This is a genomic window from Pedobacter polaris, from assembly GCF_005116505.1.
Classification (GTDB): Bacteria; Bacteroidota; Bacteroidia; order Sphingobacteriales; family Sphingobacteriaceae; genus Pedobacter; species Pedobacter polaris.
Window position 1 is genome coordinate 728,169 of sequence record NZ_SWBR01000001.1, and the last position, 23,815, is coordinate 751,983.

Consider the following 23,815-nt stretch of genomic DNA (forward strand, 5'->3'; position numbering starts at 1 on the left):
TTAAAAAAAATAAAATTAAAAGCCCCTTAAGGGGTATGGGGTTATGTTTGAAAATAAAGAACGCACAGCGATATCAGATTTAGGTGAATTTGGTTTAATAAAACACTTAACAACAAATTTTAAAATACAGCACGAAACAAGTTTAAAAGGAGTTGGTGATGATGCTGCAGTATTAGATTTTAAAGATCAAGTGTTAATATCTACTGATTTATTGTTAGAAGGAATTCATTTTGATTTAGCTTATGTGCCTTTAATGCATTTAGGTTATAAAGCAGTTCAAGTAAACTTGAGTGATATTTATGCGATGAATGGGATTGCTACTCAGATTACAGTTTCTATAGGTATTTCTAGCAAGTTTCCGTTAGAAGCTGTGGAAGAAATTTATAAAGGAATAGAACTGGCGTGTAATAAATTTAACATCGATTTAATAGGTGGCGATACTTCTTCTAGTAAACAAGGTTTAGTAATTTCTGTAACTAGCATTGGTCACGCAGCTGCTGAAGATATTTGTTATAGAAATGGTGCAGAAGAAGGCGATTTAATTTGTGTTTCTGGAGATTTAGGTGGAGCTTATGTTGGCTTACAAATTTTGGAAAGAGAGAAACAAATCTTTTTAGAAAATCCACAATTACAACCTGATTTAGAGGGTAAAGATTACATCATCGAACGTCAGTTAAAACCAGAAGGAAGAAGGGATATTGTTGATTTATTAGCTCAAATGAAAATTAAACCTACAGCTATGATTGATGTTTCTGATGGTTTGGCCTCTGAAATTTTGCATATATGTACACAATCTGAAAAAGGTTGTACTTTATACGAAGAAAAAATTCCTATAGATCCAATGACTTATGAAACCGCTCGTGAATTAGGTTTGGATCCAACAGTTTGTGCATTAAATGGTGGAGAAGATTATGAGTTGTTATTTACCATTAAGCAAAGCGATTACGCAAAGCTGAAGAACGATGTTGATATCAGTATTATTGGGCACATTACAGATAAAAATGCTGGATGCAATATGATTTCAAAATCTAATATATCTCATGAGATAAAAGCGCAAGGTTGGAATGCCTTTAAAGGGTAATTTTTTTATCATTCTGAGTATTGTGAAGAATCTGATTAATAGATTCCTCCAAAGTAGGAATGACAAATTTAATTTGGGTAAGTGAAATTTTAACTTTGTAATGATGTAGCGTTTTGATTAATAGCTTCGTATAGACTAAAAACTTACAGAGATGAAAAAACTTTACTTTATTCTATTCATTTTATTAACAGGGTTTTCAGCCTGTAAAGATGACACTCCAAATTTTGATACAGACCCAAATTGTGAAGATTGTGTTGAAGTTGCTAAGCTTTCTAAGGCAGATGGCCAAGCTTATCTAGCTATTAAATATAATGAAATTACAAGCATAGCTAATGGAGTGGTTTGTACAAATGCTGCTAATTGGAAGATTATAGCTATCGGTTCTAAAGCTTGTGGCGGTCCGACTGGTTTTATAGCATACGAAAAAAGCATTAATGAAGCAGCTTTTCTAAAAAAAGTAAAAGATTATACAGCAGCTCAAGTAGTTTTCAATAAAAAGTGGGGAATATTTTCAACTTGTGAAATTCCCATAGAACCATCCGGTGTAGAATGTGTTGATGGTAAGGTTAAATTTATTAAATAAAAAAGAAATAGCTTTAAGAAGCGAAACCATAGTCGTGTTCGTCATTGCGAAGACGACTGTTCATCCAAACCCTCCTCTAGAAATTTAGAATCAATCTGTTTATTAGATTTGGTCTTTGCCCCTAACTTTTTGATCTTTTCTACTTTGCCAATTAAATTACCATTACCATACTGCAATTTTTTAAATGCATCATCGTGCGCTTTCTGAGTAAGGTCTATATGCTTACCAATCTTCTCCATATCTTCTAAAAAGCCAACAAATTTATCATACAAAGCACCTGCCTCTTCAGCAATTTCAAATACGTTTTTGTTTTGTCTATCAACTTTCCAAATACTTGCAATGGTGCGTAAAGTTGCCAATAAAGTAGTAGGACTAACAATAACCACTTTTCTATCCCAAGCATAATTAAATAATTCATTATCGGCTTGAACAGTTATGCTAAAAGACGATTCAATGGGCATAAATAATAATACAAAATCAGGAGAATTGATTTGATATAAATTTTGATAGTTTTTGCCCGCCAATCCATCAATATGGGATTTTACAGAAATTAAATGCTGTTTAAGGTTAATTAATTTTTCCTCATCAGTTTCAGCACTCATCATTCTTTCATAAGCAACCAAGCTAATCTTAGCGTCTACAATCAAATGTTTTTCATCAGGAAGGTCAATGATTACATCTGGCTGAAATCGTGCTCCTTCTGTGCTGTTAAAGCTTGCTTGGATACGATATTCCCTATCCTTTATTAATCCAGAACGTTCTAATACTCTTTCTAGAATAACCTCTCCCCAGTTTCCTTGTTTTTTGCTATCTCCTTTTAGTGCCTTAGTTAAGTTGTTAGCATCTGTTTGAATTTGCTTACTTTGATCCATCAACTGAAAAATAACACCTTTTAAATGGTTTCTTTCAGCTGCTTCGGTTTGGTAAACTTTATCTACTTTTTCTTCAAAAGATTTGATATTAGCTTTAAGCGGATTTAATATAGAATCTAAATTGGTTTGATTTTGTGCAGTGAACTTAGCTGTCTTTTCATCTAAAATTTTATTTGCTATAAGCGAAAATTCTAAAGTAAATTTCTGCTGTAAATCTGCCAGGTTTTTTTGTTGCTCTGTCAATTTATCCTGATAAGAACTCACTAATGCTTCTGCTTTAACAAGATTGCTTCGTTCTGCGCTAAAACGTTCACGCAAATCGTTTAATTCATCTTCTAATTTTAGTTTTTCGTCCTTTAAATAATTAATGGTTTCGTTATTGGAAATAGGTTTTCTCAATAAAACGGCAATAATTAACAATACAACAATAACTAAAAGTACAACTACAACGATTTCCATTTTGCTAATATTTTTATCAAAAATAATAAATTATTGGCTAACCAATTTCCTATAGATGGCTTAAACCTTATATTTACCACATGAATAATCTTTTAGTCTTAATCCAATGTAAAGACCGTGTTGGATTAGTAACCAATATTACCAGAGTTTTGGCTCAACATCAATTGAATATCATCGCCATGCGTGAATTTGTTGATGAAGTAGAACAGAAATTTTTCACCAGAATTGAATGTAGTGGAACTGTTGAAGATTATAAAATTTTAAAGGAAGAATTATTAAGCAGCCTACCTATAGCGGCAGATGTTCATCTCATTCCAAAAGCAGAGAAAAGTATTGCATTGTTAGTAACTAAAGAATTCCATTGCCTCGCAGATATTTTAGTGAGGGCTCATTTTAAAACACTTGGAGCAGAGGTTAAATGCGTAATTGGAAACCATGAAACATTAAAAGAGTTTGCTGAGAAATTTGATGTTCCTTTTTTCTATGTTTCACATGAAGACAAAAGCAAAGCTGATTTTGAAAATGAAATTACCAATCTACTATCCAATTATCAGTTAGATTATATTGTATTGGCAAAGTTTATGAGAATACTTTCTCCTGCGTTTAATGCCCAATACACACATAAAATAATTAATATCCATCACTCCTTTTTGCCTGCTTTTATTGGTGCAAGCCCATATAAACAAGCATTTGAAAGAGGTGTTAAAATTATTGGGGCTACCGCTCATTTTGTAACTAATAATTTAGATGAAGGGCCAATTATTTCACAGCAGACAATTCACGTAAACCATACTTATGATGCCAAACAAATGGCGGTTGCGGGTAGAGAAATAGAAAAAGCTGTATTGAGTAAAGCGTTAGAGCAAGTTCTGGAAGACCGTGTTTTTGTAAGTGGAAATAAAACGATAGTTTTTGAATAAGGGTTTGTGAACCACATAGGCACATAGAAGGAATAGAATAGTTAAAAAAAGATTAACTGCTATATGACCTATGTTTCTATGTGGTAAAACCTAAAGACTCCTCATAACCATTTCTCCTGCCTCTTCCCCTGTCTGGCTACCAATTGCGATACCCATTCCATTGCAACGAACAGCACAAAAAACATTGGGTTTAACTTCATCAACAATTGGTGTGAGTTGTGGACCAAAAGCCATAATCCCGCTCCATTTATGTTCAATTTCGAAGTTAATTTTTGGAACAATTAGTTCTGTTAATAACTGCTGTAAAGCATTTTGGATTAATGCAGTTTCTCCAAATTCAGTAGTCTCCTCTGCAGAAAAATTTAAATTTCTACCACCACCCAAAAGGATTCTACCATCAATATTTCTAAAATAGTAATAGCCTTTATCATAATGGAAAGTCCCTTTAATTTTTAAGTTTTGAATAGGTTTGGTAACTATTACTTGCCCTCGGCCAGGTACAACAGCTAAATCTGGCAATAATTCATTTACAAAAGCATTGTTTGTGAGCAGAACTCTTTTACAAGTAAAACGCCCTTGTTGGGTTAATAAATTCACTCCATTATCCTCATGTATTATATCCTCTACTTTACAGTTATTGTAAATTTGAATACCCACTGACATTGCTTTTGACACGAGCGCCTTCATCATCAATCCAGGATCAATTTGTGCTTCTAATTTATTTTCTATAAGAGTAATAACACCGTTAAATCCAAACAAGTTAATTTTGGCATTGGCTTCGTTATAAACATCTTTTTGTAGCACAATATCTTCAATTAATGCATTAAAATGGCTTAATTTTGATACACAATCATTTGCTAAAACCTGCTGATCAGATTTAAATAATTCATATCCGCCATGATTTTTAAAGGATATATTGTCATCACCAAGCAAATTTCTAAGCTTTAATAGGCCTTTCCACCGTTTTGAAATCAGGCTGTGTAAACCGTCTGTACCGCTTAATTTTTCTTGTTCAATTAGTTCTGAAATGCTTCCAAAGCAAGCGAACCCAGCATTTTTGGTACTCGCTCCTGAAGGCAAAAAACCTCTTTCTAGTATTAATACGCTTATTTTTGGATTTTCATGTTTGATGGTAATTGCTGCATTCAATCCTACAATTCCGCTTCCAATAATAATAATGTCGGCATGAAAGAAATTTTTCTTTTCCCAGTAGGATAAATTAGTTGGCATAGCTCTAGGTTTTAACAATTTTAAATCTTTATTAAATATGGGAACACTTTTTGATTTATGCACAATGAAAAACATACATTATCGATATGGGAACCTATTTAATTTTAATCATCCCGATATTATTGTTGAGCATGTTTGTGCAGTGGCGATTTAGAAATAAATTTTCTAAATATGCAGAAATGCAGCTCAACTCTGCGCTATCGGGTAAGGAAGTAGCTGAAAAAATGCTACATGACAATGGAATTTACGATGTAAATGTGCTGAGTTTAGAAGGGCAATTAACAGATCACTATAATCCGGCAACAAGAACAGTAAATTTAAGTACAGATGTATATTATGGACGAAGCGTTGCTGCTGCCGCTGTAGCTGCACACGAATGCGGACATGCGGTTCAACACGCTAAATCTTATCATTGGCTACAGTTTCGCTCTAGCATGGTGCCATTAGTGAGCATCTCTTCAAATTTGTTGCAATGGGTGCTTTTAATAGGTATTATGCTTATTATTTTTAAAGGCACACCAGTTGTGTTGGCTATTGGAGTAGGTGGCTTAGCGCTTGTTACTATATTTAGTATTATTACACTACCTGTAGAGTTTGATGCAAGTAAAAGAGCTTTAATCTGGTTAAAAAATAACAGAAGTGTAATGTACACTGATGAAGAAAATGTACAAGCAAAAGATGCGCTTTGGTGGGCGGCTATGACTTATGTAGTTGCAGCTTTGGGTGCATTGGCTAACTTACTGTATTACGCTTCAATGCTGTTTGGCAGAGGGCGAGACTAAAAATATTAAATGAGAGCTAAGAGGATGGTATTAATTTATCATCCTTTTTTTGTGAAAATTTGGTGCTGCTTTTCAGAAAATTCCGCGCTACCTTTCATCAATATTTTTGTCCTTCGACAAGCTCAGGATGACAAAAAGTATATCAGGGCCATCGTTTTTATGAACCAAGTAGGCGCTAATGGGACAAAGTAGCGCCTGTATTTTGTAAAATAAACCTGATGGAAGTGAGCACGAAACGAAGTGAAGTAAAACGGACAGCAGGGCGACATTCGCAAAGAACTACTGACATTGTTTTACAAATAAAACTTTAATTTTTAAAGATGCTTCGACAGGCTCAGCATGACAGTCTTAAATATTAATTTAACCTATAGGGAACAATCAATTGAAATTCTGGAATTTCTACTTTAAAGCTGGTTTCTAGTACAAGATTATGCATAGTATAATTACCACGCATACTGCCCATGTCTGTTTTTAAATTGCAGCCAGAAACATAGGCATAATTTTCACCTGATTCTATAACAGGCTGTATACCAACAACACCTTCCCCCTCAACTTCCCTTACTGTGCCGTTGCTATCGAAGATAAACCATTTTCTACGCATTAATTGTATTGCATGATCAGACATGTTCTCTACCTCAATGCGGTAAGCAAACATAAAATGTTCGTTAGCGGGTTTGGAATGTTCGTCTTGGTAAATGGTTTCTACCGAAATTTTTACACCGTCTGTTATTGCTGTAACCATTTGATAAATTTATAAAATGCTTTTCAATAATCAAGCCATTTCTGAAAAGGGTAAAATATGCTCATATTTCTCTGCCACTTCGTCTAATATTTGATGAATGGTTTCGATGTTTTCTTCTTTAACCAATAGCATTCTGTAAGGTTTAAAGTCTGGCAATCCTTTAAAATAGTTAGCATAATGGCGCCTCATTTCAAATACACCAACTTTTGGGCCTTTCCATTCTATTGATTTATCAAGATGTGTTCTGCAGGCAATTATCCTTTCTTCTAGCGTTGGCCCAGGTAAAATTTCACCTGTTTTAAAGAAATGTTTTACTTCTCTAAAAATCCAAGGATAACCAATTGCGGCTCTTCCAATCATGATTCCATCTACCTCGTATTCCATTCTCCAGTTGGCGGCTTTTTCCACACTATCTACATCCCCATTGCCAAAAATTGGAATTTTAATACGTGGATTACGTTTAATCTCTCTAATTAAAGTCCAATCGGCTTCACCTTTGTATAGTTGAGCTCTGGTGCGCCCATGAACTGTTAAAGCTTGGATACCAATATCTTGTAGGCGTTCTGCAACTTCTTCAATGTTTTTAGTATTGTCATCCCAACCTAAACGTGTTTTTACGGTAACTGGCAGGTGTGTCGCTTTAACAACAGCTGCTGTCATTTTTACCATTTTATCGATGTCTTGCAATAATGCAGACCCAGCGCCACGACAAGCCACATTTTTAACCGGACAACCATAGTTAATGTCCATTAAATCTGGCCCTGCAAGTGTTGCAATCTCTGTGGCTTCACGCATACTTTCGATGTCGCTACCAAAAATTTGAATGCCAATTGGTCTTTCGTATTCGAAAATATCAAGTTTTTTACGGCTTTTTGCAGCATCACGAATTAATCCTTCAGAAGAAATAAACTCTGTGTACATCAAATCTGCCCCACCTTGTTTGCATACATAACGGAAAGGTGGATCGCTCACATCTTCCATCGGTGCTAACAATAAAGGGAATTCTCCCAAATCTATATTTCCTATCTTTACAGACATTTTTCTATCTTCAAACCAAATTAATGATGCAAAGGTACGAAAATTCAAAATAATGCAATTCAATCAACCAATTAGAGAAGAAAATCATCCGCTATTACAGCTTTTAATACTAGGAATTAGTGCTTTTGTTGGGTTAATTGTTTTCATACTAATTGGCTTTGTAATTTGTATTGCTATTTATGGATTAGACTTAATTCATAATATGGATTGGATGACAGGCAAAGATGTAAGATATGTTGGCGCCTTAAAAATCCTTATAACAGCACAGCAGATAGGTTTATTTTTGGTTCCTGCAATTATGCTCGCCATATTTGAGGGTAAAAAACCACAGTATTTTTATGGGTTTAAAGCGCCTAAAATTAAGCTCTTAGCAATTGTATTTTTGATTATGCTTGGTTCAATTCCATTAATGGGTTGGATAAACGAACGAAATATGGCCATGCATTTACCAGATTTTTTAAGTGGATTGGAAAAGTGGATGAGAAGATTAGAAGATGAAGGTGCAATTACTACCAAAGCCATTTTAAAAGGAACATCTTTTGGTGCGCTCATTATCAATATGTTGGTAATAGCGGTAACTCCCGCTATTTGTGAAGAGCTTATATTTAGAGGCGGTTTACAAAGAACAATTTTAAGATGGTTAAAAAATCCACACGTTGCCATTTGGATATCTGCAATTATATTTAGTACCATACATTTTCAATTTTTTGGCTTTTTTCCAAGAATGTTTTTAGGGGCCGCTTTTGGTTATATCTACTTCTGGACAGGCAGTTTATGGTATACTGCATTTGCACATTTTATAAACAATGGATATGCAGTTGCAATTGCTTGGTATTTGCAGAGAAATAATATGCCATTAGAGAAAGCAGACGAAACAAATATTCCCTTTTATGGAGTTATAATTAGTGCAATATTTACCCTAGCTTTGTTCTGGATTTTAAAAGACAATACCACCAAAAAAGAAGTAGAAGAATAGAACCCAGTCTCAAATCACAATACTCACATCTCAAATCTAACAATGAAGACCAGAGCAATAACCGCTTTCTTTTTTACCATAGTAATGCTTGCCTCACTACTAAATGGTTACGCTTTTACGGGTTTCTACTTGGTATTAAGCATTGTTGCGTTATTAGAATTCTATAAAATGGTGAAAATTGGTGGCATTCGGCCACATAGAAATATTGGCATTTTTGCGGCATCAGTTATGTTCTCTTTAACCGCAGCATATCATTTTTTTCAGTTCGAATTAAAGTATTTACTGCTAATTGTACCCTTAATATTCTCCGTTTTTATCTTCGAACTTTATAAAAAGAATAAAATCCCCTTTGCTAATATTTCTTACACATTTGTAGGTTTTATTTATGTAACGATCCCTTTTTGTTTTTTCTTTTCACTTGGCTTTTTGGTCGATTTTCATGTTTATAATTTCCATTTACCATTGGCATTTTTATTATTGCTTTGGGCAAGTGATACAGGAGCTTATTTATTTGGCGTAAGATTCGGTAAAAATCGATTGTTTGAACGCCATTCCCCAAAAAAATCTTGGGAAGGTTTTTTTGGGGGGATGCTCACAAGTTTAGTAGTTTCTTATTTAATCTCCTTACAATTTACCGAGATGAGCGCTGCGGTTTGGGGCGGGATGTCTGTACTAATTGTTTGCTTCGGTACGCTTGGAGATCTAGTAGAATCGATGTTAAAAAGAAGCTTGGATACGAAAGATTCAGGAAGCTTTTTACCAGGGCATGGTGGCTTCTTAGACAGATTCGATGGGCTTTTAATTGCTGCACCAGTTGTTTATGTTTATCTGTATTTGATATTAAATCCATAAACCCTCACGAATAATCTTATCGTGTGAACTCTACCATTATCTCCGTCATTCGTGTGAAAATGGGAATTGTAAGCCAAATCAAAACGCATTACGATACCCAATCGAGTTGGGTATGACGCAATACAAAGTCAATTGATAAGAATAATCTGAAAAACCCTGAAAGGAACTTTTTCTTAGTTTGAATTAGACAATCAACATGCTGAATTACGTTATTTAATAACCTGTGTAGGCTTTTTGTCCTCATCTATAGCTACAAATGTAAAATCGCCATGTACGGCTAGCTCTCTACCTTCAGCATACATTTGCTCGATATAAATTTCTACATTAACTTTTATGCTGGTATTGCCTACATGAGTTACTTTACCAATTAACTCTACAATTGTGCCTGCAGGAATAGCTTTTTTAAAATCTATTCTATCACTACTTACCGTAACCATGATTTGCCTGCTAAACCTTGTTGCTGTGATAAATGCTACCTCATCCATCATGTGCATAGCTGCGCCACCAAAAAGGGTGTCATAATGATTAGTGGTATTGGGAAAAACAGCTTTAAAAATACTGGTCTGTGAGGAGATAATTTTTTCTTCTAATGTCATTTTGTTTTTTTTAATAAGCCCGCTGAAACTTTCAACGGGCTATGTTTGTATTAATCTTTACGCATTTCTTTAGCGGCTTCTACCATTTCTATCAATGCTTTTTTGGTTTCGTCCCAACCACGAGTTTTTAGTCCGCAATCTGGATTTACCCATAACTGTTCTTGAGGAATTACTGCCTTTGCTTTTTTCAGTAGATGTATCATCTCTTCCCTTTTTGGCACCCTTGGAGAATGGATATCATATACACCAGGGCCAATTTCATTCGGATAATTGAAGTCTGCAAAAACATCCAAAAGCTCCATTTGAGATCTTGATGTTTCAATTGTAATTACATCAGCGTCCATGTCTGCAATATTTTTAATAATATCATTAAATTCAGAATAGCACATATGCGTATGGATTTGGGTTTCATCTTGTACACCACTTGCAGAAATTCTAAAAGCTTTAATCGCCCAGTTTAGGTAGTTTTGCCAAGCCTCTTTTCTCAGCGGAAGCCCTTCTCTAATTGCAGGCTCATCAATTTGAATAATTTTTATACCTGCTTTTTCTAGATCGCAAACTTCGTCTCTTATTGCTAATGCTATTTGAGTACAAGTTTCTGCTCTTGGCTGATCGTTTCTAACAAAAGACCATTGTAAAATAGTTACAGGACCTGTTAACATGCCCTTCATGTATTTTGATGTTAATGATTGTGCGTAAACTGTCCAGTTTAATGTCATTGGCTCAGGTCTTTTTACATCTCCATAAATAATAGGCGGCTTTACACAGCGTGAGCCATAACTTTGCACCCAACCGTTTTTAGAGAAAGTAAAACCCTCTAATTGCTCACCAAAATATTCAACCATATCATTTCTTTCGAACTCCCCATGTACCAATACATCTAATCCAATTTCTTCTTGCCATTTTACAGCTTTAGCTGTTTCGTCTGCAATTAAATCATCATATTGTTTTTGGGATAAATCACCTTTTTTATACTTAGCTCTCCAACTTCTTACCTCTGTAGTTTGTGGAAAAGAACCAATTGTTGTAGTAGTATAAGCTGGAAGATTTAAGGCTGCTCGTTGTTTCATTTTACGAGTAGAAAAAACGTTTAAACGCTCAGCATCCTTAGTAACAATTGCTTTTACACGGGTTTTTACCTCTGGATTATGAATAAGATCAGAAGTTTTTCTGTTTTGTTGGGCTAGTTTATTTTCGGCAAATTTCGTTTCAGCAGCCGTTCCTTGTTCTTTAGTTGCCAACTGTTTAAGAACTACTACTTCTGCAATTTTCTGTTTTGCAAAAGCCATCCATTGTTTAATTTCAGGAGTTAATGTTTTCTCATTTGTTTCATTATCTAAATCGCAAGGTGAATGGATTAATGAGCATGATGGAGCAATCCAAACCCTTTCTTCTCCAATCTTTTTAACAGCATGGTCAATTATTGATAATGAATTTTCAAAATCATTCTTCCAAATATTCCTTCCATCTACTAAACCAAGCGATAGAATTGTTCTATCACCTAATACCTCAAGAACTTTATCCAGTTGTTGAGGCGCTCTAACTAAATCTATGTGTAAAACTGTTATAGGTAAGCTTGCTGCAAGTTCAGTGTTGTTATCAAGGGCATCAAAATAAGTAGCCAGAACTATTTTTAATCTTGGAAAAGCATTGCTGATTTGTCTATAAGTTTCTTGAAAGGCCTTTTGTTCTTTTTCATTTAAATCTAAAGCTAAAAAAGGTTCGTCAAATTGTACATATTCTACATTTAGTGCATCAAGCCGTGTTAAAATGTCTATGTAGACAGGTAAAAGATTTTTAATTAGGTCTATTTTTTCAAACCCATTCTCTTTCTCTTTTCCTAATAATAGGTAAGAAATTGGGCCAATTAGAACAGGTTTAGTAGTAATTCCTAATTGTTTTGCTTCATAAAACTCATCAATTATCTTAGTAGAGAATAATTTAAACTGCTGGTTTTTATAAAACTCTGGAACCAGGTAATGATAATTGGTATCAAACCATTTTGTCATTTCCATTGCTATGATATCCAAACCATCTTGTTGATAACCCCTGGCCATGGCAAAATATAAATCTAACTCTGTATTTCCCTTTTTAAGAATTACTTCATTATACCTCTTTGGTATGGCACCAAACATTAAAGAATGATCAAGTACCTGATCATAAAATGAAAAATCATTGGATGGGATAATAGCTATCCCCGTTTGTTTCTGCATTTGCCAATTTTCTTGACGAATGTTTTTTCCAACTTGTAGTACTGTTTTGTGTCCAGTCTTTGCTGCCCAGTAATTTTCGCAGACTTTTTTTAACTCTCTGTGGCTACCAATTCGCGGGTATCCTAAATTTTGCGTTAGCATTTCTTTTAAAGATTAAATTAATAAATCGTTTAAAAGCCCTTAAGCATTATTGCGCTCTAAAAACAAACAAAAGGAAAAGGCACACAAATTCCATGTATATCTTATAAGGTACACAAATGGTAATAAAAGTTAATTTATTGGAATAAATATCGACCTGACCAATTGCTTTATTTCGCGAAAGCATCGTCAATTCAATAATGGCAGGTCTCCTGGCTTACCTCCAAATTATCGCCTTCCCATAATTATACAGTGGCATATTTGATAATTTGTTTTTATCCTTACAAAAAAGGAAGAGGTTTACAGTTGCGCGACAGCTCGTGATTTGAACACGATTCCCTATTAATCTACAGCTAAGTAAAACCGTTATCGGTTGATGAAAAAATAAAGTTAAGAACTTACATCAAAACAAATGTATGCATTAAGAATGAATATATGAAGGTATTTGGTGATGTAACAAAAACACAACAGCGGTAAATTACTTTGTTTTCTACTTTATATTTGATTTACAAACTAAACTTATTTATATGGCAAAACTTTACAAAACCAGTCTTTGGCTTGTTGCAATGCTCTTTTGCGTTCAAACAAGCTTTGCGCAAACTATTCCTACCCCCAAAGAACATTTTGGCTTTAACATTGGCGATGATTACCAGCTCGCTAACTATACTCAAACAGAAGCTTATTTTAAAAAGTTAGCAGAAGCCTCTAAAAGAGTTAAGCTAGTAGATATTGGTAAAACCGAAGAAGGACGATCGCAATACATGTTGATCATCTCTTCGCCAGAAAACCAAAAAAACTTAGCCAAATACAAAGAGATTTCTCAGAGACTGGCACATGCTGAAGGTTTAACGCCAGAACAGGCTAAAACATTGGCTGCTGAAGGCAAGGCTGTGGTGTGGATTGATGGAGGTTTACATGCAAATGAAGTTGTGGGCGCTCATCAATTGATACAAATGGCTTATAACCTTTCTAGTAAAACTGATGCAGAAACCACTAAGATTTTAGATAATGTAATTGTTTTAATGACTCATGCAAATCCAGATGGGCAAGAGTTGCAAAGCGATTGGTACATGAGAGAGAAAGACCCTAAGAAAAGATCGTTAAGCGGGCTACCTCGTTTATATGAGAAATATGCAGGGCATGATAATAACCGTGATTTCTTTATGTTAAACCTTAAGGAAACGCAAAACATGGGACGCCAATTGTTCGTAGAATGGATCCCTCAAATTATGTATAACCACCATCAAACAGGTCCTGCTGGAACTGTAGTTGCTGGGCCGCCGTATCGTGACCCCTATAATTATGTTTTCGACCCAATTATTTTAACAAGTATAGATGCTGTTGGTGCCGCAATGCACAATAGGATGAATGTAGAAGCTAAGCCTGGTTATACACAACGTGGCGGCTCTGTGTTTTCTACTTGGTATAACGGCGGATTAAGAACCACAACATATTTCCACAATATGATAGGTTTGTTAACTGAAATAACAGGAAGTCCAACACCCTCAGAAATTCCCTTAGTGCCTTCTCGTTTATTGCCAAATGGCGATTCCCCAAATCCGGTTTTACCGCAAAAATGGTATTTCAAGAACTCTATAGATTACTCGGTTTCCTTAAACTATGCTGTATTAAACTATGCGCAGCGTTATTATGATGAGTTGTTGTTTAATATTTATACGATGGGCAAAAACTCTATTGATAGAGGAAGTAAAGACACTTGGTCATTCTCTCCTAAAAAGATTGATGCGATAAACGCTGCAGCACAAGCTGATAAAACGGCTCTTCTTTCGAGCAGCGGAAGAGGGGGAATGTCTCTAAAGTATCTTGATACGGTGATGAAAAACCCGGCTAATCGCGATGCCAGAGGGTATATTCTTTCTGCAGACCAACCAGATTTTACAACAGCCATTCGCTTCTTAAATGCTTTGATAAGAACTGGAGTTGGTGTTCAAAGGGCAACAGCACCTTTTGCGGTTGCTGGTAAAAACTATCCTGCTGGAAGTTACGTTGTAAAAACAGATCAAGCTTTTCGCCCACATGTTTTAGATATGTTCGAGCCGCAGGATCACCCTAATGATTTTAAATACGAAGGTGGCCCTCCTGTTGCGCCTTACGATGCTGCCGGCTGGACATTGGCTTATTTAATGAATGTTAAGTTTGATAGAATTCTAGATAAATTTGATGGTCCCTTTGAAAAATTACCTTATGGAGAATTATTAAAGGTAACACCAAAACCACTTCCTTCTGGAGGCGGCTATGTATTGAGTGCAGCTGCGAACGAAAGTTTTATTGCGGTAAATGAGTTATTAAAAGGCGGTGTGGAGGTTTATCGTAATACTACTGATGGTTCTTTTTATGTGCCTGCCTCTGCCAAATCAAAAAGCATTTTAAACAAAGCAGAACATGCATTCGGAATGAGAATAGTTGCTGGATCGAAGCCTGCTAAAGCAATAAAAATTACACCTTCTAGAATTGCCATTTGGGATACTTATGGAGGTTCAATGGATTCAGGGTGGATTCGCTTTATTATGGAACAATATCATTTTGATGCAACAGTTATTTATCCGCCAGATATTGATAAGGGTAACTTGAAAGACAAATACGATGTGATTGTTTTTGTTGATGGATCAATACCTGCTTACAGCACAAATGCATCTACAGGAGCAGGAAATAGAGGTGGATTTGGCACTCCAGCTTTAGAAACCATTCCAGAAGAATATAGGGCAAGGGTTGGAAGAATGAGCCAAGACAAATCAATACCTCAATTAAAAGCATTTTTAGAAGCTGGCGGTGAAATTGTAGCCATTGGTACAGCCACAAATTTAACGGCTCATTTGAATTTGCCAGTTCGCAATGCATTGGTAGAATTAGTTGCTGGTACTGAAAAAAGATTACCTGCAGAAAAATATTATGTTCCAGGAAGTGTTTTAAATGTTGCTTTAGATAAATCCCAACCTGCAAATTGGGGCATGGATAATACAGCAGATGTTTATTTTGACAATAGCCCTGTGTTTAAATTAAGTGCAGATGCGGTTTCTAGTGGAAAAATTAAACCATTAGCTTGGTTTGCAAATGCAACGCCGTTACGTAGCGGCTGGGCTTGGGGACAAAGTTATTTACAAGATGGCATTGCCGCTTTTGAAGCAAATTATGGCAAAGGAAAATTATATGCCTTTGGTCCAGAAATCACATTCAGATCACAAACCCATGGAACATTTAAATGGATGTTTAACCAGTTATATAAATAACTAGTTGTTACATTAAGCTTGTCAAAATGAATGTAAGGTCTTCGACAGGCTCAGACTGACAAGCTTTTAAAAACCAGCTAACCTTTTTGTTAGCTGGTTTTTTACTTTAAACTTACTATTCGATAAATCATCACCCTTAACTTTGTTTTATGAAAATAGAAATCTGGTCAGACGTGATGTGTCCATTTTGCTATATTGGCAAAAGACATTTTGAAAAAGCGATAGAAAAATTGCCATTTAAGAGTGAAATTGAAGTAGAATGGAAAAGTTTTCAGCTTAATCCAGAGTATCATAATACGACTAATGAGGATTTATATACTTATTTAGCTAGAGCGAAAGGAATGTCTATAGATCAAGCCAAACAAATGACTGGACAAGTGGTTGAGATGGCAGAAAACATTGGATTGAATTTGAACTTCGCTACAAACGTTCCTGCTAATTCTTTTGATGCACATCGATTTATTCATTTCGCAAAAAGTAAGGGGTTGCAAGACGAAGCAGAAGAAGCCTTATTTAAGGCACATTTTATGGGCGCCAAAGATATCGCTAAACAAGAAACTTTAATCAGCATTGCTGAAGACTTGGGCTTGGATAAAACAGAGACAGAACAAGTTTTGCAGGGTGATGATTTTGCAGAAGCCGTTCGTTATGACGTTTATGAAAGTCAGCAATTAGGCGTTAGAGGTGTTCCTTACTTTGTGTTTGATAGGAAATATGCTTTATCTGGCGCACAACCAGTCCCTGCTTTTGAACAGGCAATCGTGCAGGGTTTTACTGAATGGCAAGCTACACAGCCTAAAACAACACTAAAATCATTAAATAAAAACGATGATGCTGTTTGCGATGAAAATGGGTGTGAGATATAATCGTTTTGTCATTCCCGTGAAAACTGGAATCATAATGCACAAAGCAATCCAAATTTAGATTTTCTATAGCATTACGATGCCCAGTAGAGCTGAGCATAACGAATGTCAAGTAATAAGTCGCGTCAATCTATCATGCAGGAAAGATTGCTTTGTCATTCCGACTTTGGAGGAATCTATTTAGTTGATTTAATGGTTAGATTCTTAACTGCTCTACTGATGTAAGATTGGCACATGTCCTGAATAACAAATTTGCTCCTGCGGAAACATTAACCATGGGACAAAGAGGGATAGAGATTTGTCCTCGTGCCTCGTTCGAAATGACGGGAAAGGGAAGGTATTACTTCTTCAAACCTTGCAACAAGTATTCTAAACCATTAAGTTTAATCTCATACATAGTTCCTAGTAAATGCCCTAGTCTCCCAGGAGGAAAGCCTTGGCTATGAAACCATACTAGATAAGTTTCTGGCAAACGCGAAATCACCCAACCTTTGTATTTACCAAAGGGCATTTTCATTGTAACCAGTTCATTTAACATTTGTGGATCCATCTGGGGTACGAGTTATGTGTTTTAGGAGGCTACAGGTCAGGGTGCTTAAGCTATAGTGTCTATCTTTAAAATTTGCTGATTTTGGTGCTTAAAACTCATAACCTGTAACTCGCAACCCGCAACATCCTTAAAGAATCAACTCTAACATTTCTATTGCTTCATCTACGTTTGCAATGTTATCGAAAGAAATCCGTAAACTATCTTTTACTTCCTTTAAATTACACAAACGCTGATGGATTTGTGCAAAAGCTAATATTTTATTGAATACTTCTGAATCGAAAAACTTTGATTGTTTGTCGCTAATAAAATAACCACGAAGGATATTCTTTTTAAAGCTCAGTTTTTCAAACCCTAAACGTTTACCAACCCATTGAAGTCTTAAAACCTTAAGCATTGCTTTTACGGGCTGTGGAACTGGTCCAAATCTATCTTTTAATTCTATCTCGAATGCGGATAATTCTGCCTCATTTTCTAATTTAGAAAGTTCAGTATATAAATTGTATCGTTCGGTTATACTGGTTACATAATCATCAGGAATGTGTAATTCTACATCTGTATCAACCTGTGTAAAGTTCACAAAAGCTCGCTGCGGCTCATCCTTAAATAAATCTTTAAACTCTGCATCCTTTAACTCCTGAATAGCTTCATCCAAGATTTTATTATACATTTCAAACCCTATTTCTGCAATGAAACCACTTTGTTCGCCACCTAGTAAATTTCCACTTCCTCTAATGTCTAAATCACGCATAGCGATATTAAAACCACTTCCTAAATCAGAAAACTCTTCAATAGCACTTAATCTCTTTCTAGCCTCGTTGGTTAATGTGGATAAAGGTAAACTCAACAAATAACAGAAAGCTTTTTTATTGGAGCGGCCAACACGACCACGCATCTGGTGCAAATCGCTTAGCCCAAACATGTGCGCATGGTTAATGATAATTGTATTTGCATTCGGAATATCAAGACCTGCTTCAATGATTGTGGTAGCCACCAAAACATCTTTTTCGCCATTGATAAAATCAAGCATTACATCTTCTAACTGGTCCCCATCTAATTGACCATGTGCTATACCAATTCTAGCTTTTGGAACTAATTTTTGTATCAGTCCGCCTAGCTGTGGTAAATCATTCACACGGTTGTGGATAAAGAAAACCTGCCCACCTCGGTCTAATTCAAATTGTACAGCCTCTTGAATTAATTTGTCATTAAAAACGTGCAATTCTGTATTAACCGCTTGCCTATTAGGTGGTGGCGTACTCATGATCGATAAATCTCGAGCACCCATTAAAGAGAAATGTAAAGTTCTTGGAATTGGTGTTGCGGTTAAGGTAAGGGTATCTACGTTTACGCGTAAAGCCCTCAGTTTTTCTTTCGCAGCTACACCAAATTTTTGTTCTTCATCAATAATCATGATGCCCAAATCTTTGAACTTTACATCTTTACTCAGTAAACGATGAGTGCCGATTACAATATCAACTTTTCCATTTGCCACACGCTCTAAAGTGTCTTTAATTTGTTTAGAAGTTTTAAAACGATTGATATAATCTACCGTACAAGGAAACTCTTTTAAACGAGACGAAAAGGTTTTAAAATGCTGTAGTGCCAAAATAGTAGTAGGCACCAAAATAGCGGCTTGTTTGCCATTTGCAACGGCTTTAAAAGCAGCACGAATGGCAATTTCTGTTTTTCCAAAGCCTACATCTCCACAAACCAACCTATCCATTGGGTGTGGTGCTTCCATGTCTTTTTTAACATCGGCAGTTGCCTTAACTTGGTCTGGTGTATCTTCGTAAATAAATGAAGCTTCTAGCTCAGTTTCTAAATATCCATCGGGGGCAAAAGCAGTACCCACTTGAGCTTTTCTCAACGCATAAAGCTTGATCAAATCTCGGGCAATGTCTTTAACTTTTTTTTTTGTTGTCTTCTTAAGTTTATCCCACGCTTCTGTACCCAATTTATTCATTTTGGGTTGTGTACCATCTTTTCCGCTAAACTTTGCAATGCGATTTAAGGAATTGATATTTACATAAAGTAAATCGTTATCGGCATACACCAAACGAATCATCTCTTGTGTTTTGCCATTTACCTCAACTTTTTCCAGCCCCGCATACTTACCAATACCATGATCTATATGTGTTACAAAATCTCCCGGTTTAAGTTCTCGTAAATCTTTAAGCGTAATTGCTTGACTACGTTGATAGCCTTTTTTTAATTGGTATTTATAAAAACGATCGAATATCTGATGATCTGTGTAAAAAGCAACTTTCTGGGCGGCATCTAAAAAGCCTTCCCTTAACGGAATATTTACAGGGGTAAACTTAGCCGTTTTATCAATATCATCTAATATCGCATACAAACGTTCGGTTTGTTTGGTAGAATTGGTGAAAATGAAATTGTGAATATGCTGGTTTTCATTCTCTTTTAGATTTTTGATGAGTAAATCGAAATCTTTATTAAAAGATGGTTGTGGTTTGGTTTCAAAATGAACTACATCAGCTGTTTGGTAGAAAAACTGTTTTCCAAATTCTACTAGCGCAAAATCTTGAAAAAGATCAGATAGCATTTTTTCATCTGTGAATGAGAATTTTGGATCTAACCAATTAGGGTTTTGTTGCTTTTCAGCAACGCCCAATGCTTTCCAAAGCTCAACAGCTTTTTTATAACCACCTTTAACAATGTCTATGGTATATTCTACATCTTTAAACCAAAGTTGCGTGTCTTTTTCAATATAATCTAACAGGCTGATGTTATTTTCGGTTAAGAATTTTGCCTGTACATTTGGCACAATGGTTAAGCTTTTTACATCATCAACAGAAAGTTGGCTTTCAATTTCAAAAGTTCTAATACTTTCAACAGTATCACCAAAAAACTCAATTCGATAAGGAAGTTCGTGCGAAAAAGAAAAAATATCTACAATACCTCCACGAATGGAGAATTGCCCAGGCTCATACACAAAATCAGCTCTTTCGAAATCGTATTCAAATAAAAACTCATTGATAAAATCGATACCTAATGTAGCTCCAATGCTAATTTCTAAGGTGTTTTTTTCTAAAACTGAACGGTCAATTACCTTTTCGGCCAATGCCTCAGGATAAGTAACCACAATTTTTCCATATTCAGATTGATGATTTAATTCGTTTAATACCTCGGCCCTTGCCAAAACATTAGCAGTATCTATCTGGGTAAATTCAAAAGCTTTTCTAAATGATGAAGGAAAAAACAATACTTCCTTATCTAAAATCCCTTCCAAATCTGAAAGAAAATAAGAAGCTTCTTCTCTGTTTGGTAGAATGAAAAGTTGTGGTTTGTGTAGTAAAAAGTAGGTTGAAATGGCAATTACAGCATCGGCAGAACCCACCAATCCCTTTAATTGGGTTTTACTGCCCTTTCCTTTATTTAACGATTTTGCTGTCGAAACAACACGCTCGTCTGTTTTGTATCTGTTAATCAGGTCGCGAATGTTCACTATGTAAAGGTATAGAATTAGTATCAAGTAGTAAGTATCAAGTATCAAGATTTGAATACTTACTTTATATAAAACGATTTTTCTAAGTATTTAGATTTATAATTTGAAGCGCAATTTGGTGCAAAACAATAAGTTTGTTTGCGCTTTTACGCTTCGCTGCGTCGTTTCTCCTTGCTGCAGGGTAATGCTGCAATCGGGGCTATAGGGCAAAACCAGCATTTCATTTTGGGGTTTGCATGGCGCAACTGCTTTGTTCATAAACCCAATTTCGCATAAAACTTCGGACAATTGTCAGTCTGAGCTTGTCGAAGATTAATTGGCAAAACTTGCTACAAAAGCGGGGCTGCTGTATCCCAAAATGCACTGCAATCTTTTCCAACTTATCTCAATACATAGTACATTCTACTCCATACTCAAATGTTTCTTCGAAGCCAAAGCCGAGTTTGTCGAGATTTTTTTTAGTTTCGTCGAGTACAATTTAATAGCCGTAACAAAAAACTTATCATTGTTTCTAAATAATATAAAACGCGAAACATGAAGTACATTAAAAGCTTTCCGATAGAATTAGTATTCTGGGTTTTGGCTTTAGTGTTGTTGGCAACAGCAAGCCCTCATGAGCACCACTTTACCCTTTGCCCATTGGCAAATTTAGGTTTCGATTGGTGCCCGGGATGTGGATTAGGAAGGTCGATTACCGCACTGTTTCACGGAGATGTAAATGCAAGCTTTTCTCATCATTGGTTCGGTATACCATCATTGATTTTAATAAGCTACCGCATCTATCAGCTCACCAAAAAATTATTTAACAAACAAATTAATTTAAAATTAAAGGAGGACTAGCAATGTTTGATTCACAATTTATGGCATTACCGGGTATCACCCCACAAGAATATAGTTATTTACAAACCGCAACAAGTGGCTTAAGTGAGCAACAAGTTCGCACATTTTTAATGATTTACTCAGGCAAAAGGAAAAATCCTAGCGACATGTTACTGTTCTGTGTAATTGGCCTCTTTTTGGTTCCGGGTTTACAAAGGTTTATAATTGGACAGATAGGAATGGGTATTTTATATTTATTTACCGCTGGATTATGTTTAATTGGTTCAATTGTAGATATTATAAACCACAAAGAACTAGCATTTGAGCATAACCAAAAAATGGTTTTTGAAAGCTTACAAATGGTTAGAATGGGAAATTTCCAATAAACATACACGTAAACTATATAAATAATCCTTATCTGTTTAAAAGCGGATAAGGATTTGTTATTTTTATAGCATGAAGTTATCTGAGATTACCAATTTTCTGGAAAAAATTGCCCCGCTAAACTATCAAGAAGACTATGATAACTCGGGTTTAATTGTAGGGAGTGGAAATGATGAAGTTAACGCGGCCTTAGTTGCATTAGACTGTACAGAACAAATTGTAGATGAGGCCATAGCTAAAAACTGCAATTTAATTATCACGCACCATCCTATTGTTTTTAAAGGATTAAAAAAGTTCAATGGCAAAACTTATGTAGAGCGAGTTGTGCTAAAAGCGATAAAAAATAACATCGCATTATATGCCATCCACACTAATTTAGATCATGTTGCTCATGGTGTAAGCGGAGAAATATGTAAAAGATTAGGCATACAAAATGCTAAAATTCTATCTCCTAAAAGTAATTTGTTAAAAAAACTGGTTACTTTTTGTCCTACCACAAATGCAGAAGAAGTAAGAAATGCTTTATTTGCAGCTGGTGCAGGAGATATTAGTGATTATAGTGAATGTAGTTTTAACACAGAGGGTATGGGAACATTTAAGGGTGGTGATGGCACAAACCCTTTTGTTGGCGAAGTAGGAATTCAACACCATGAAGCCGAAACTAGAATTGAAACTATATTTAAGGTTCAAGATGAGCGCAAGGTGCTGTTGGCTTTGTTAGAAAATCATCCTTATGAAGAGGTGGCTTATGATATTTATGCTTTAACCAACAAGCTAGAAAATGTTGGTGCAGGTATGATAGGATGGCTGCCACAAGAAATGGAAAATGTAGATTTTTTAAATTTAGTTAAGGAGAAAATGCAGGCTAAGGTAATTAGACACACCGCTCTTTTACCTAAAAGGATTAAAAAAGTTGCAGTTTGTGGCGGTTCTGGTAGTTTCTTGTTGAAAGATGCTATTGCTGCTGGTGCTGATGCCTTTATCACGGCGGACTTTAAATACCACGAATTTTTTGATGCAGAAAATAAGCTGATTATAGCAGATATTGGACATTATGAAAGTGAACAATTTACATCTAATTTGTTGATAGATAATATTCAAGAAAAATTTCCTAACTTTGCAATCCGTTTAACGGAGCATAATACAAACCCCATAAATTATTTCATTTAATGGAACAAACAGTAGAGCAAAAGCTAAAAGCTTTATACGAATTACAAAACATACACACTAAGATTGATAAAATTCGCCAAGTTAGAGGTGAATTACCAATGGAAGTAGCTGATTTAGAGGATGAAGTAGCTGGATTAGAAACACGTATACAAAAAATCAAAGCTGAATTAGACGATACTGAAGACGCTATAGTTAACCGTAAAAACATGATTAAAGAAGCGCAAGCTTTAATCAAAAAATACGAAAAACAATTAGAAGACGTAAAAAATAACCGCGAATACGATGCTTTAACTAAAGAAGTTGAGATTCAAAATTTAGATATTCAGGTTTCTGAGAAAAAAATTAAAGAACATGGTTTCGAAATTGCTTCTAAAACAGAAATCTACGATCAAGCATTAGCTAACATCGAAGCTAGAAAAGGTGATTTAGAAGTTAAAAAAGGGGAGTTGGCAACAATTACTTCAGAAACTGAAAAAGAAGAACAAGGCCTGGTTAAAAAAGCAGATAAAGCAGAAACTCAAATTGAAGAGCGTTTATTAACGGCTTACCACAGATTAAGAGGTAACGCAGTAAATGGATTAGCTGTTGTAACGATTGATAGAGATTCGTGCTCAGGTTGTTTCAACCAAATTCCACCACAACGTCAATTAGATATCCGTCAACGTAAAAAAGTAATAGTTTGCGAGCATTGCGGAAGAATTTTAGTTGATGAAGCGTTAACTCAAGAGTTAGCTGAAGCATAGAACCAAAACCAAATATAATACTAGGCCGGATGAAAATCTGGCCTTTTTTGTTTTAAGGGCAAAACATCAATGGTTTTTTAACGTTATATA

General features: G+C 35.4%; 20 protein-coding genes and 1 riboswitch. Of the genes, 12 read left to right on the forward strand and 8 right to left on the reverse strand.

Features of this window, described 5'->3' with window-relative positions; genetic code table 11:
* The first annotated feature begins 43 nt into the window (after window positions 1-43).
* Together thiL and FA048_RS03275 are read left to right on the forward strand one after the other, a co-directional pair.
* The gene (gene thiL / locus FA048_RS03270) at window positions 44-1,081 is read left to right on the forward strand and encodes a thiamine-phosphate kinase (RefSeq protein WP_136838777.1); all 1,038 of its coding nucleotides are present in this window, start codon (window positions 44-46) and stop codon (window positions 1,079-1,081) included.
* 151 nt (window positions 1,082-1,232) lie between these two features.
* A complete protein-coding gene (locus FA048_RS03275; RefSeq protein ID WP_136838778.1) occupies window positions 1,233-1,664 on the forward strand; it encodes a hypothetical protein in 432 nt (143 codons plus the stop codon).
* Window positions 1,665-1,705: 41 nt separating this feature from the next.
* Here FA048_RS03275 and FA048_RS03280 read toward each other — a convergent pair whose 3' ends face one another.
* Entirely contained in the window at window positions 1,706-2,995 is a 1,290-nt protein-coding gene (locus FA048_RS03280) for a DNA recombination protein RmuC (protein WP_136838779.1), read from the reverse strand.
* A gap of 80 nt (window positions 2,996-3,075) precedes the next feature.
* Here FA048_RS03280 and purU point away from each other — a divergent pair, with 80 nt between their 5' ends.
* Window positions 3,076-3,915 carry a formyltetrahydrofolate deformylase gene (gene purU / locus FA048_RS03285; RefSeq protein WP_136838780.1) on the forward strand — a complete coding sequence of 280 codons (840 nt, stop codon included), beginning with the start codon at window positions 3,076-3,078 and terminating at the stop codon, window positions 3,913-3,915.
* A gap of 90 nt (window positions 3,916-4,005) precedes the next feature.
* Here the strand turns inward: purU and FA048_RS03290 are convergent, their stop codons facing one another.
* Window positions 4,006-5,145, reverse strand: a complete 1,140-nt coding sequence (locus FA048_RS03290; RefSeq protein ID WP_136838781.1) for an NAD(P)/FAD-dependent oxidoreductase — start codon at window positions 5,143-5,145, stop codon at window positions 4,006-4,008.
* A gap of 86 nt (window positions 5,146-5,231) precedes the next feature.
* Here FA048_RS03290 and FA048_RS03295 point away from each other — a divergent pair, with 86 nt between their 5' ends.
* Window positions 5,232-5,927: a zinc metallopeptidase gene (locus FA048_RS03295; protein WP_136838782.1), complete on the forward strand. Its 696-nt coding sequence runs from the start codon at window positions 5,232-5,234 to the stop codon at window positions 5,925-5,927.
* 355 nt (window positions 5,928-6,282) lie between these two features.
* Here FA048_RS03295 and apaG read toward each other — a convergent pair whose 3' ends face one another.
* Together apaG and dusB are read right to left on the reverse strand one after the other, a co-directional pair.
* Window positions 6,283-6,669 (reverse strand): Co2+/Mg2+ efflux protein ApaG, encoded by a 387-nt coding sequence (apaG, locus tag FA048_RS03300; protein ID WP_136838783.1) that lies wholly within the window; start codon window positions 6,667-6,669, stop codon window positions 6,283-6,285.
* A gap of 30 nt (window positions 6,670-6,699) precedes the next feature.
* Window positions 6,700-7,707 (reverse strand): tRNA dihydrouridine synthase DusB, encoded by a 1,008-nt coding sequence (gene dusB / locus FA048_RS03305; RefSeq protein ID WP_136838784.1) that lies wholly within the window; start codon window positions 7,705-7,707, stop codon window positions 6,700-6,702.
* Window positions 7,708-7,759: 52 nt separating this feature from the next.
* Between dusB and FA048_RS03310 the strand changes: the two genes are divergently transcribed.
* Both FA048_RS03310 and FA048_RS03315 read left to right on the forward strand, forming a co-directional pair.
* Complete coding sequence (locus tag FA048_RS03310) at window positions 7,760-8,683, forward strand: CPBP family intramembrane glutamic endopeptidase (RefSeq protein WP_136838785.1); 924 nt, start codon at window positions 7,760-7,762, stop codon at window positions 8,681-8,683.
* Window positions 8,684-8,725: 42 nt separating this feature from the next.
* Window positions 8,726-9,535, forward strand: a complete 810-nt coding sequence (locus FA048_RS03315) for a phosphatidate cytidylyltransferase (protein ID WP_136838786.1) — start codon at window positions 8,726-8,728, stop codon at window positions 9,533-9,535.
* Window positions 9,536-9,744: 209 nt separating this feature from the next.
* On the opposite strand, the gene FA048_RS03320 is transcribed toward FA048_RS03315, so the two are convergent.
* Together FA048_RS03320 and metE are read right to left on the reverse strand one after the other, a co-directional pair.
* Window positions 9,745-10,131: an acyl-CoA thioesterase gene (locus tag FA048_RS03320; protein ID WP_136838787.1), complete on the reverse strand. Its 387-nt coding sequence runs from the start codon at window positions 10,129-10,131 to the stop codon at window positions 9,745-9,747.
* 50 nt (window positions 10,132-10,181) lie between these two features.
* Window positions 10,182-12,485 carry a 5-methyltetrahydropteroyltriglutamate--homocysteine S-methyltransferase gene (metE, locus tag FA048_RS03325; protein WP_136838788.1) on the reverse strand — a complete coding sequence of 768 codons (2,304 nt, stop codon included), beginning with the start codon at window positions 12,483-12,485 and terminating at the stop codon, window positions 10,182-10,184.
* Between the two features lie 182 nt (window positions 12,486-12,667).
* A riboswitch (cobalamin riboswitch) is annotated at window positions 12,668-12,865 on the reverse strand.
* 144 nt (window positions 12,866-13,009) lie between these two features.
* Here metE and FA048_RS03330 point away from each other — a divergent pair.
* Together FA048_RS03330 and FA048_RS03335 are read left to right on the forward strand one after the other, a co-directional pair.
* The gene (locus tag FA048_RS03330; RefSeq protein ID WP_136838789.1) at window positions 13,010-15,730 is read left to right on the forward strand and encodes a M14 family metallopeptidase; all 2,721 of its coding nucleotides are present in this window, start codon (window positions 13,010-13,012) and stop codon (window positions 15,728-15,730) included.
* Between the two features lie 149 nt (window positions 15,731-15,879).
* A complete protein-coding gene (locus tag FA048_RS03335; protein ID WP_136838790.1) occupies window positions 15,880-16,596 on the forward strand; it encodes a DsbA family oxidoreductase in 717 nt (238 codons plus the stop codon).
* A gap of 337 nt (window positions 16,597-16,933) precedes the next feature.
* Here the strand turns inward: FA048_RS03335 and FA048_RS03340 are convergent, their stop codons facing one another.
* Together FA048_RS03340 and mfd are read right to left on the reverse strand one after the other, a co-directional pair.
* Window positions 16,934-17,143, reverse strand: a complete 210-nt coding sequence (locus FA048_RS03340; RefSeq protein WP_136838791.1) for a DUF3820 family protein — start codon at window positions 17,141-17,143, stop codon at window positions 16,934-16,936.
* 127 nt (window positions 17,144-17,270) lie between these two features.
* On the reverse strand, window positions 17,271-20,609 hold the full coding sequence (gene mfd / locus FA048_RS03345) for a transcription-repair coupling factor (protein ID WP_136838792.1): 3,339 nt from the start codon (window positions 20,607-20,609) through the stop codon (window positions 17,271-17,273).
* A gap of 534 nt (window positions 20,610-21,143) precedes the next feature.
* Here mfd and FA048_RS03350 point away from each other — a divergent pair.
* The 4 genes from FA048_RS03350 to FA048_RS03365 all read left to right on the forward strand — a co-directional run bounded on the left by FA048_RS03350 (window position 21,144) and on the right by FA048_RS03365 (window position 23,725).
* Complete coding sequence (locus FA048_RS03350; protein ID WP_136838793.1) at window positions 21,144-21,449, forward strand: DUF2752 domain-containing protein; 306 nt, start codon at window positions 21,144-21,146, stop codon at window positions 21,447-21,449.
* A 2-nt stretch (window positions 21,450-21,451) separates the two neighbouring features.
* A complete protein-coding gene (locus FA048_RS03355) occupies window positions 21,452-21,814 on the forward strand; it encodes a TM2 domain-containing protein (RefSeq protein WP_136838794.1) in 363 nt (120 codons plus the stop codon).
* Between the two features lie 70 nt (window positions 21,815-21,884).
* Window positions 21,885-22,982 carry a Nif3-like dinuclear metal center hexameric protein gene (locus FA048_RS03360; RefSeq protein WP_136838795.1) on the forward strand — a complete coding sequence of 366 codons (1,098 nt, stop codon included), beginning with the start codon at window positions 21,885-21,887 and terminating at the stop codon, window positions 22,980-22,982.
* A complete protein-coding gene (locus tag FA048_RS03365) occupies window positions 22,982-23,725 on the forward strand; it encodes a zinc ribbon domain-containing protein (RefSeq protein WP_136838796.1) in 744 nt (247 codons plus the stop codon). The genes FA048_RS03360 and FA048_RS03365 overlap by 1 nt, the downstream gene beginning before the upstream one ends.
* Window positions 23,726-23,815 lie beyond the last annotated feature (90 nt).

Coding starts and splice junctions, on each gene's coding strand:
- FA048_RS03335 (WP_136838790.1), top strand. CDS start 15,880: ATGAAAATAGAAATCTGGTCAGACGTGATGTGTCCATTTTGCTATATT.
- FA048_RS03275 (WP_136838778.1), top strand. CDS start 1,233: ATGAAAAAACTTTACTTTATTCTATTCATTTTATTAACAGGGTTTTCA.
- FA048_RS03290 (WP_136838781.1), bottom strand. CDS start 5,145: ATGCCAACTAATTTATCCTACTGGGAAAAGAAAAATTTCTTTCATGCC.
- dusB (WP_136838784.1), bottom strand. CDS start 7,707: ATGTCTGTAAAGATAGGAAATATAGATTTGGGAGAATTCCCTTTATTG.
- apaG (WP_136838783.1), bottom strand. CDS start 6,669: ATGGTTACAGCAATAACAGACGGTGTAAAAATTTCGGTAGAAACCATT.
- FA048_RS03340 (WP_136838791.1), bottom strand. CDS start 17,143: ATGGATCCACAAATGTTAAATGAACTGGTTACAATGAAAATGCCCTTT.
- FA048_RS03315 (WP_136838786.1), top strand. CDS start 8,726: ATGAAGACCAGAGCAATAACCGCTTTCTTTTTTACCATAGTAATGCTT.
- thiL (WP_136838777.1), top strand. CDS start 44: ATGTTTGAAAATAAAGAACGCACAGCGATATCAGATTTAGGTGAATTT.
- FA048_RS03295 (WP_136838782.1), top strand. CDS start 5,232: ATGGGAACCTATTTAATTTTAATCATCCCGATATTATTGTTGAGCATG.
- purU (WP_136838780.1), top strand. CDS start 3,076: ATGAATAATCTTTTAGTCTTAATCCAATGTAAAGACCGTGTTGGATTA.
- FA048_RS03320 (WP_136838787.1), bottom strand. CDS start 10,131: ATGACATTAGAAGAAAAAATTATCTCCTCACAGACCAGTATTTTTAAA.
- FA048_RS03310 (WP_136838785.1), top strand. CDS start 7,760: ATGCAATTCAATCAACCAATTAGAGAAGAAAATCATCCGCTATTACAG.
- FA048_RS03350 (WP_136838793.1), top strand. CDS start 21,144: ATGAAGTACATTAAAAGCTTTCCGATAGAATTAGTATTCTGGGTTTTG.
- FA048_RS03280 (WP_136838779.1), bottom strand. CDS start 2,995: ATGGAAATCGTTGTAGTTGTACTTTTAGTTATTGTTGTATTGTTAATT.
- FA048_RS03365 (WP_136838796.1), top strand. CDS start 22,982: ATGGAACAAACAGTAGAGCAAAAGCTAAAAGCTTTATACGAATTACAA.
- FA048_RS03360 (WP_136838795.1), top strand. CDS start 21,885: ATGAAGTTATCTGAGATTACCAATTTTCTGGAAAAAATTGCCCCGCTA.
- FA048_RS03330 (WP_136838789.1), top strand. CDS start 13,010: ATGGCAAAACTTTACAAAACCAGTCTTTGGCTTGTTGCAATGCTCTTT.
- metE (WP_136838788.1), bottom strand. CDS start 12,485: ATGCTAACGCAAAATTTAGGATACCCGCGAATTGGTAGCCACAGAGAG.
- FA048_RS03355 (WP_136838794.1), top strand. CDS start 21,452: ATGTTTGATTCACAATTTATGGCATTACCGGGTATCACCCCACAAGAA.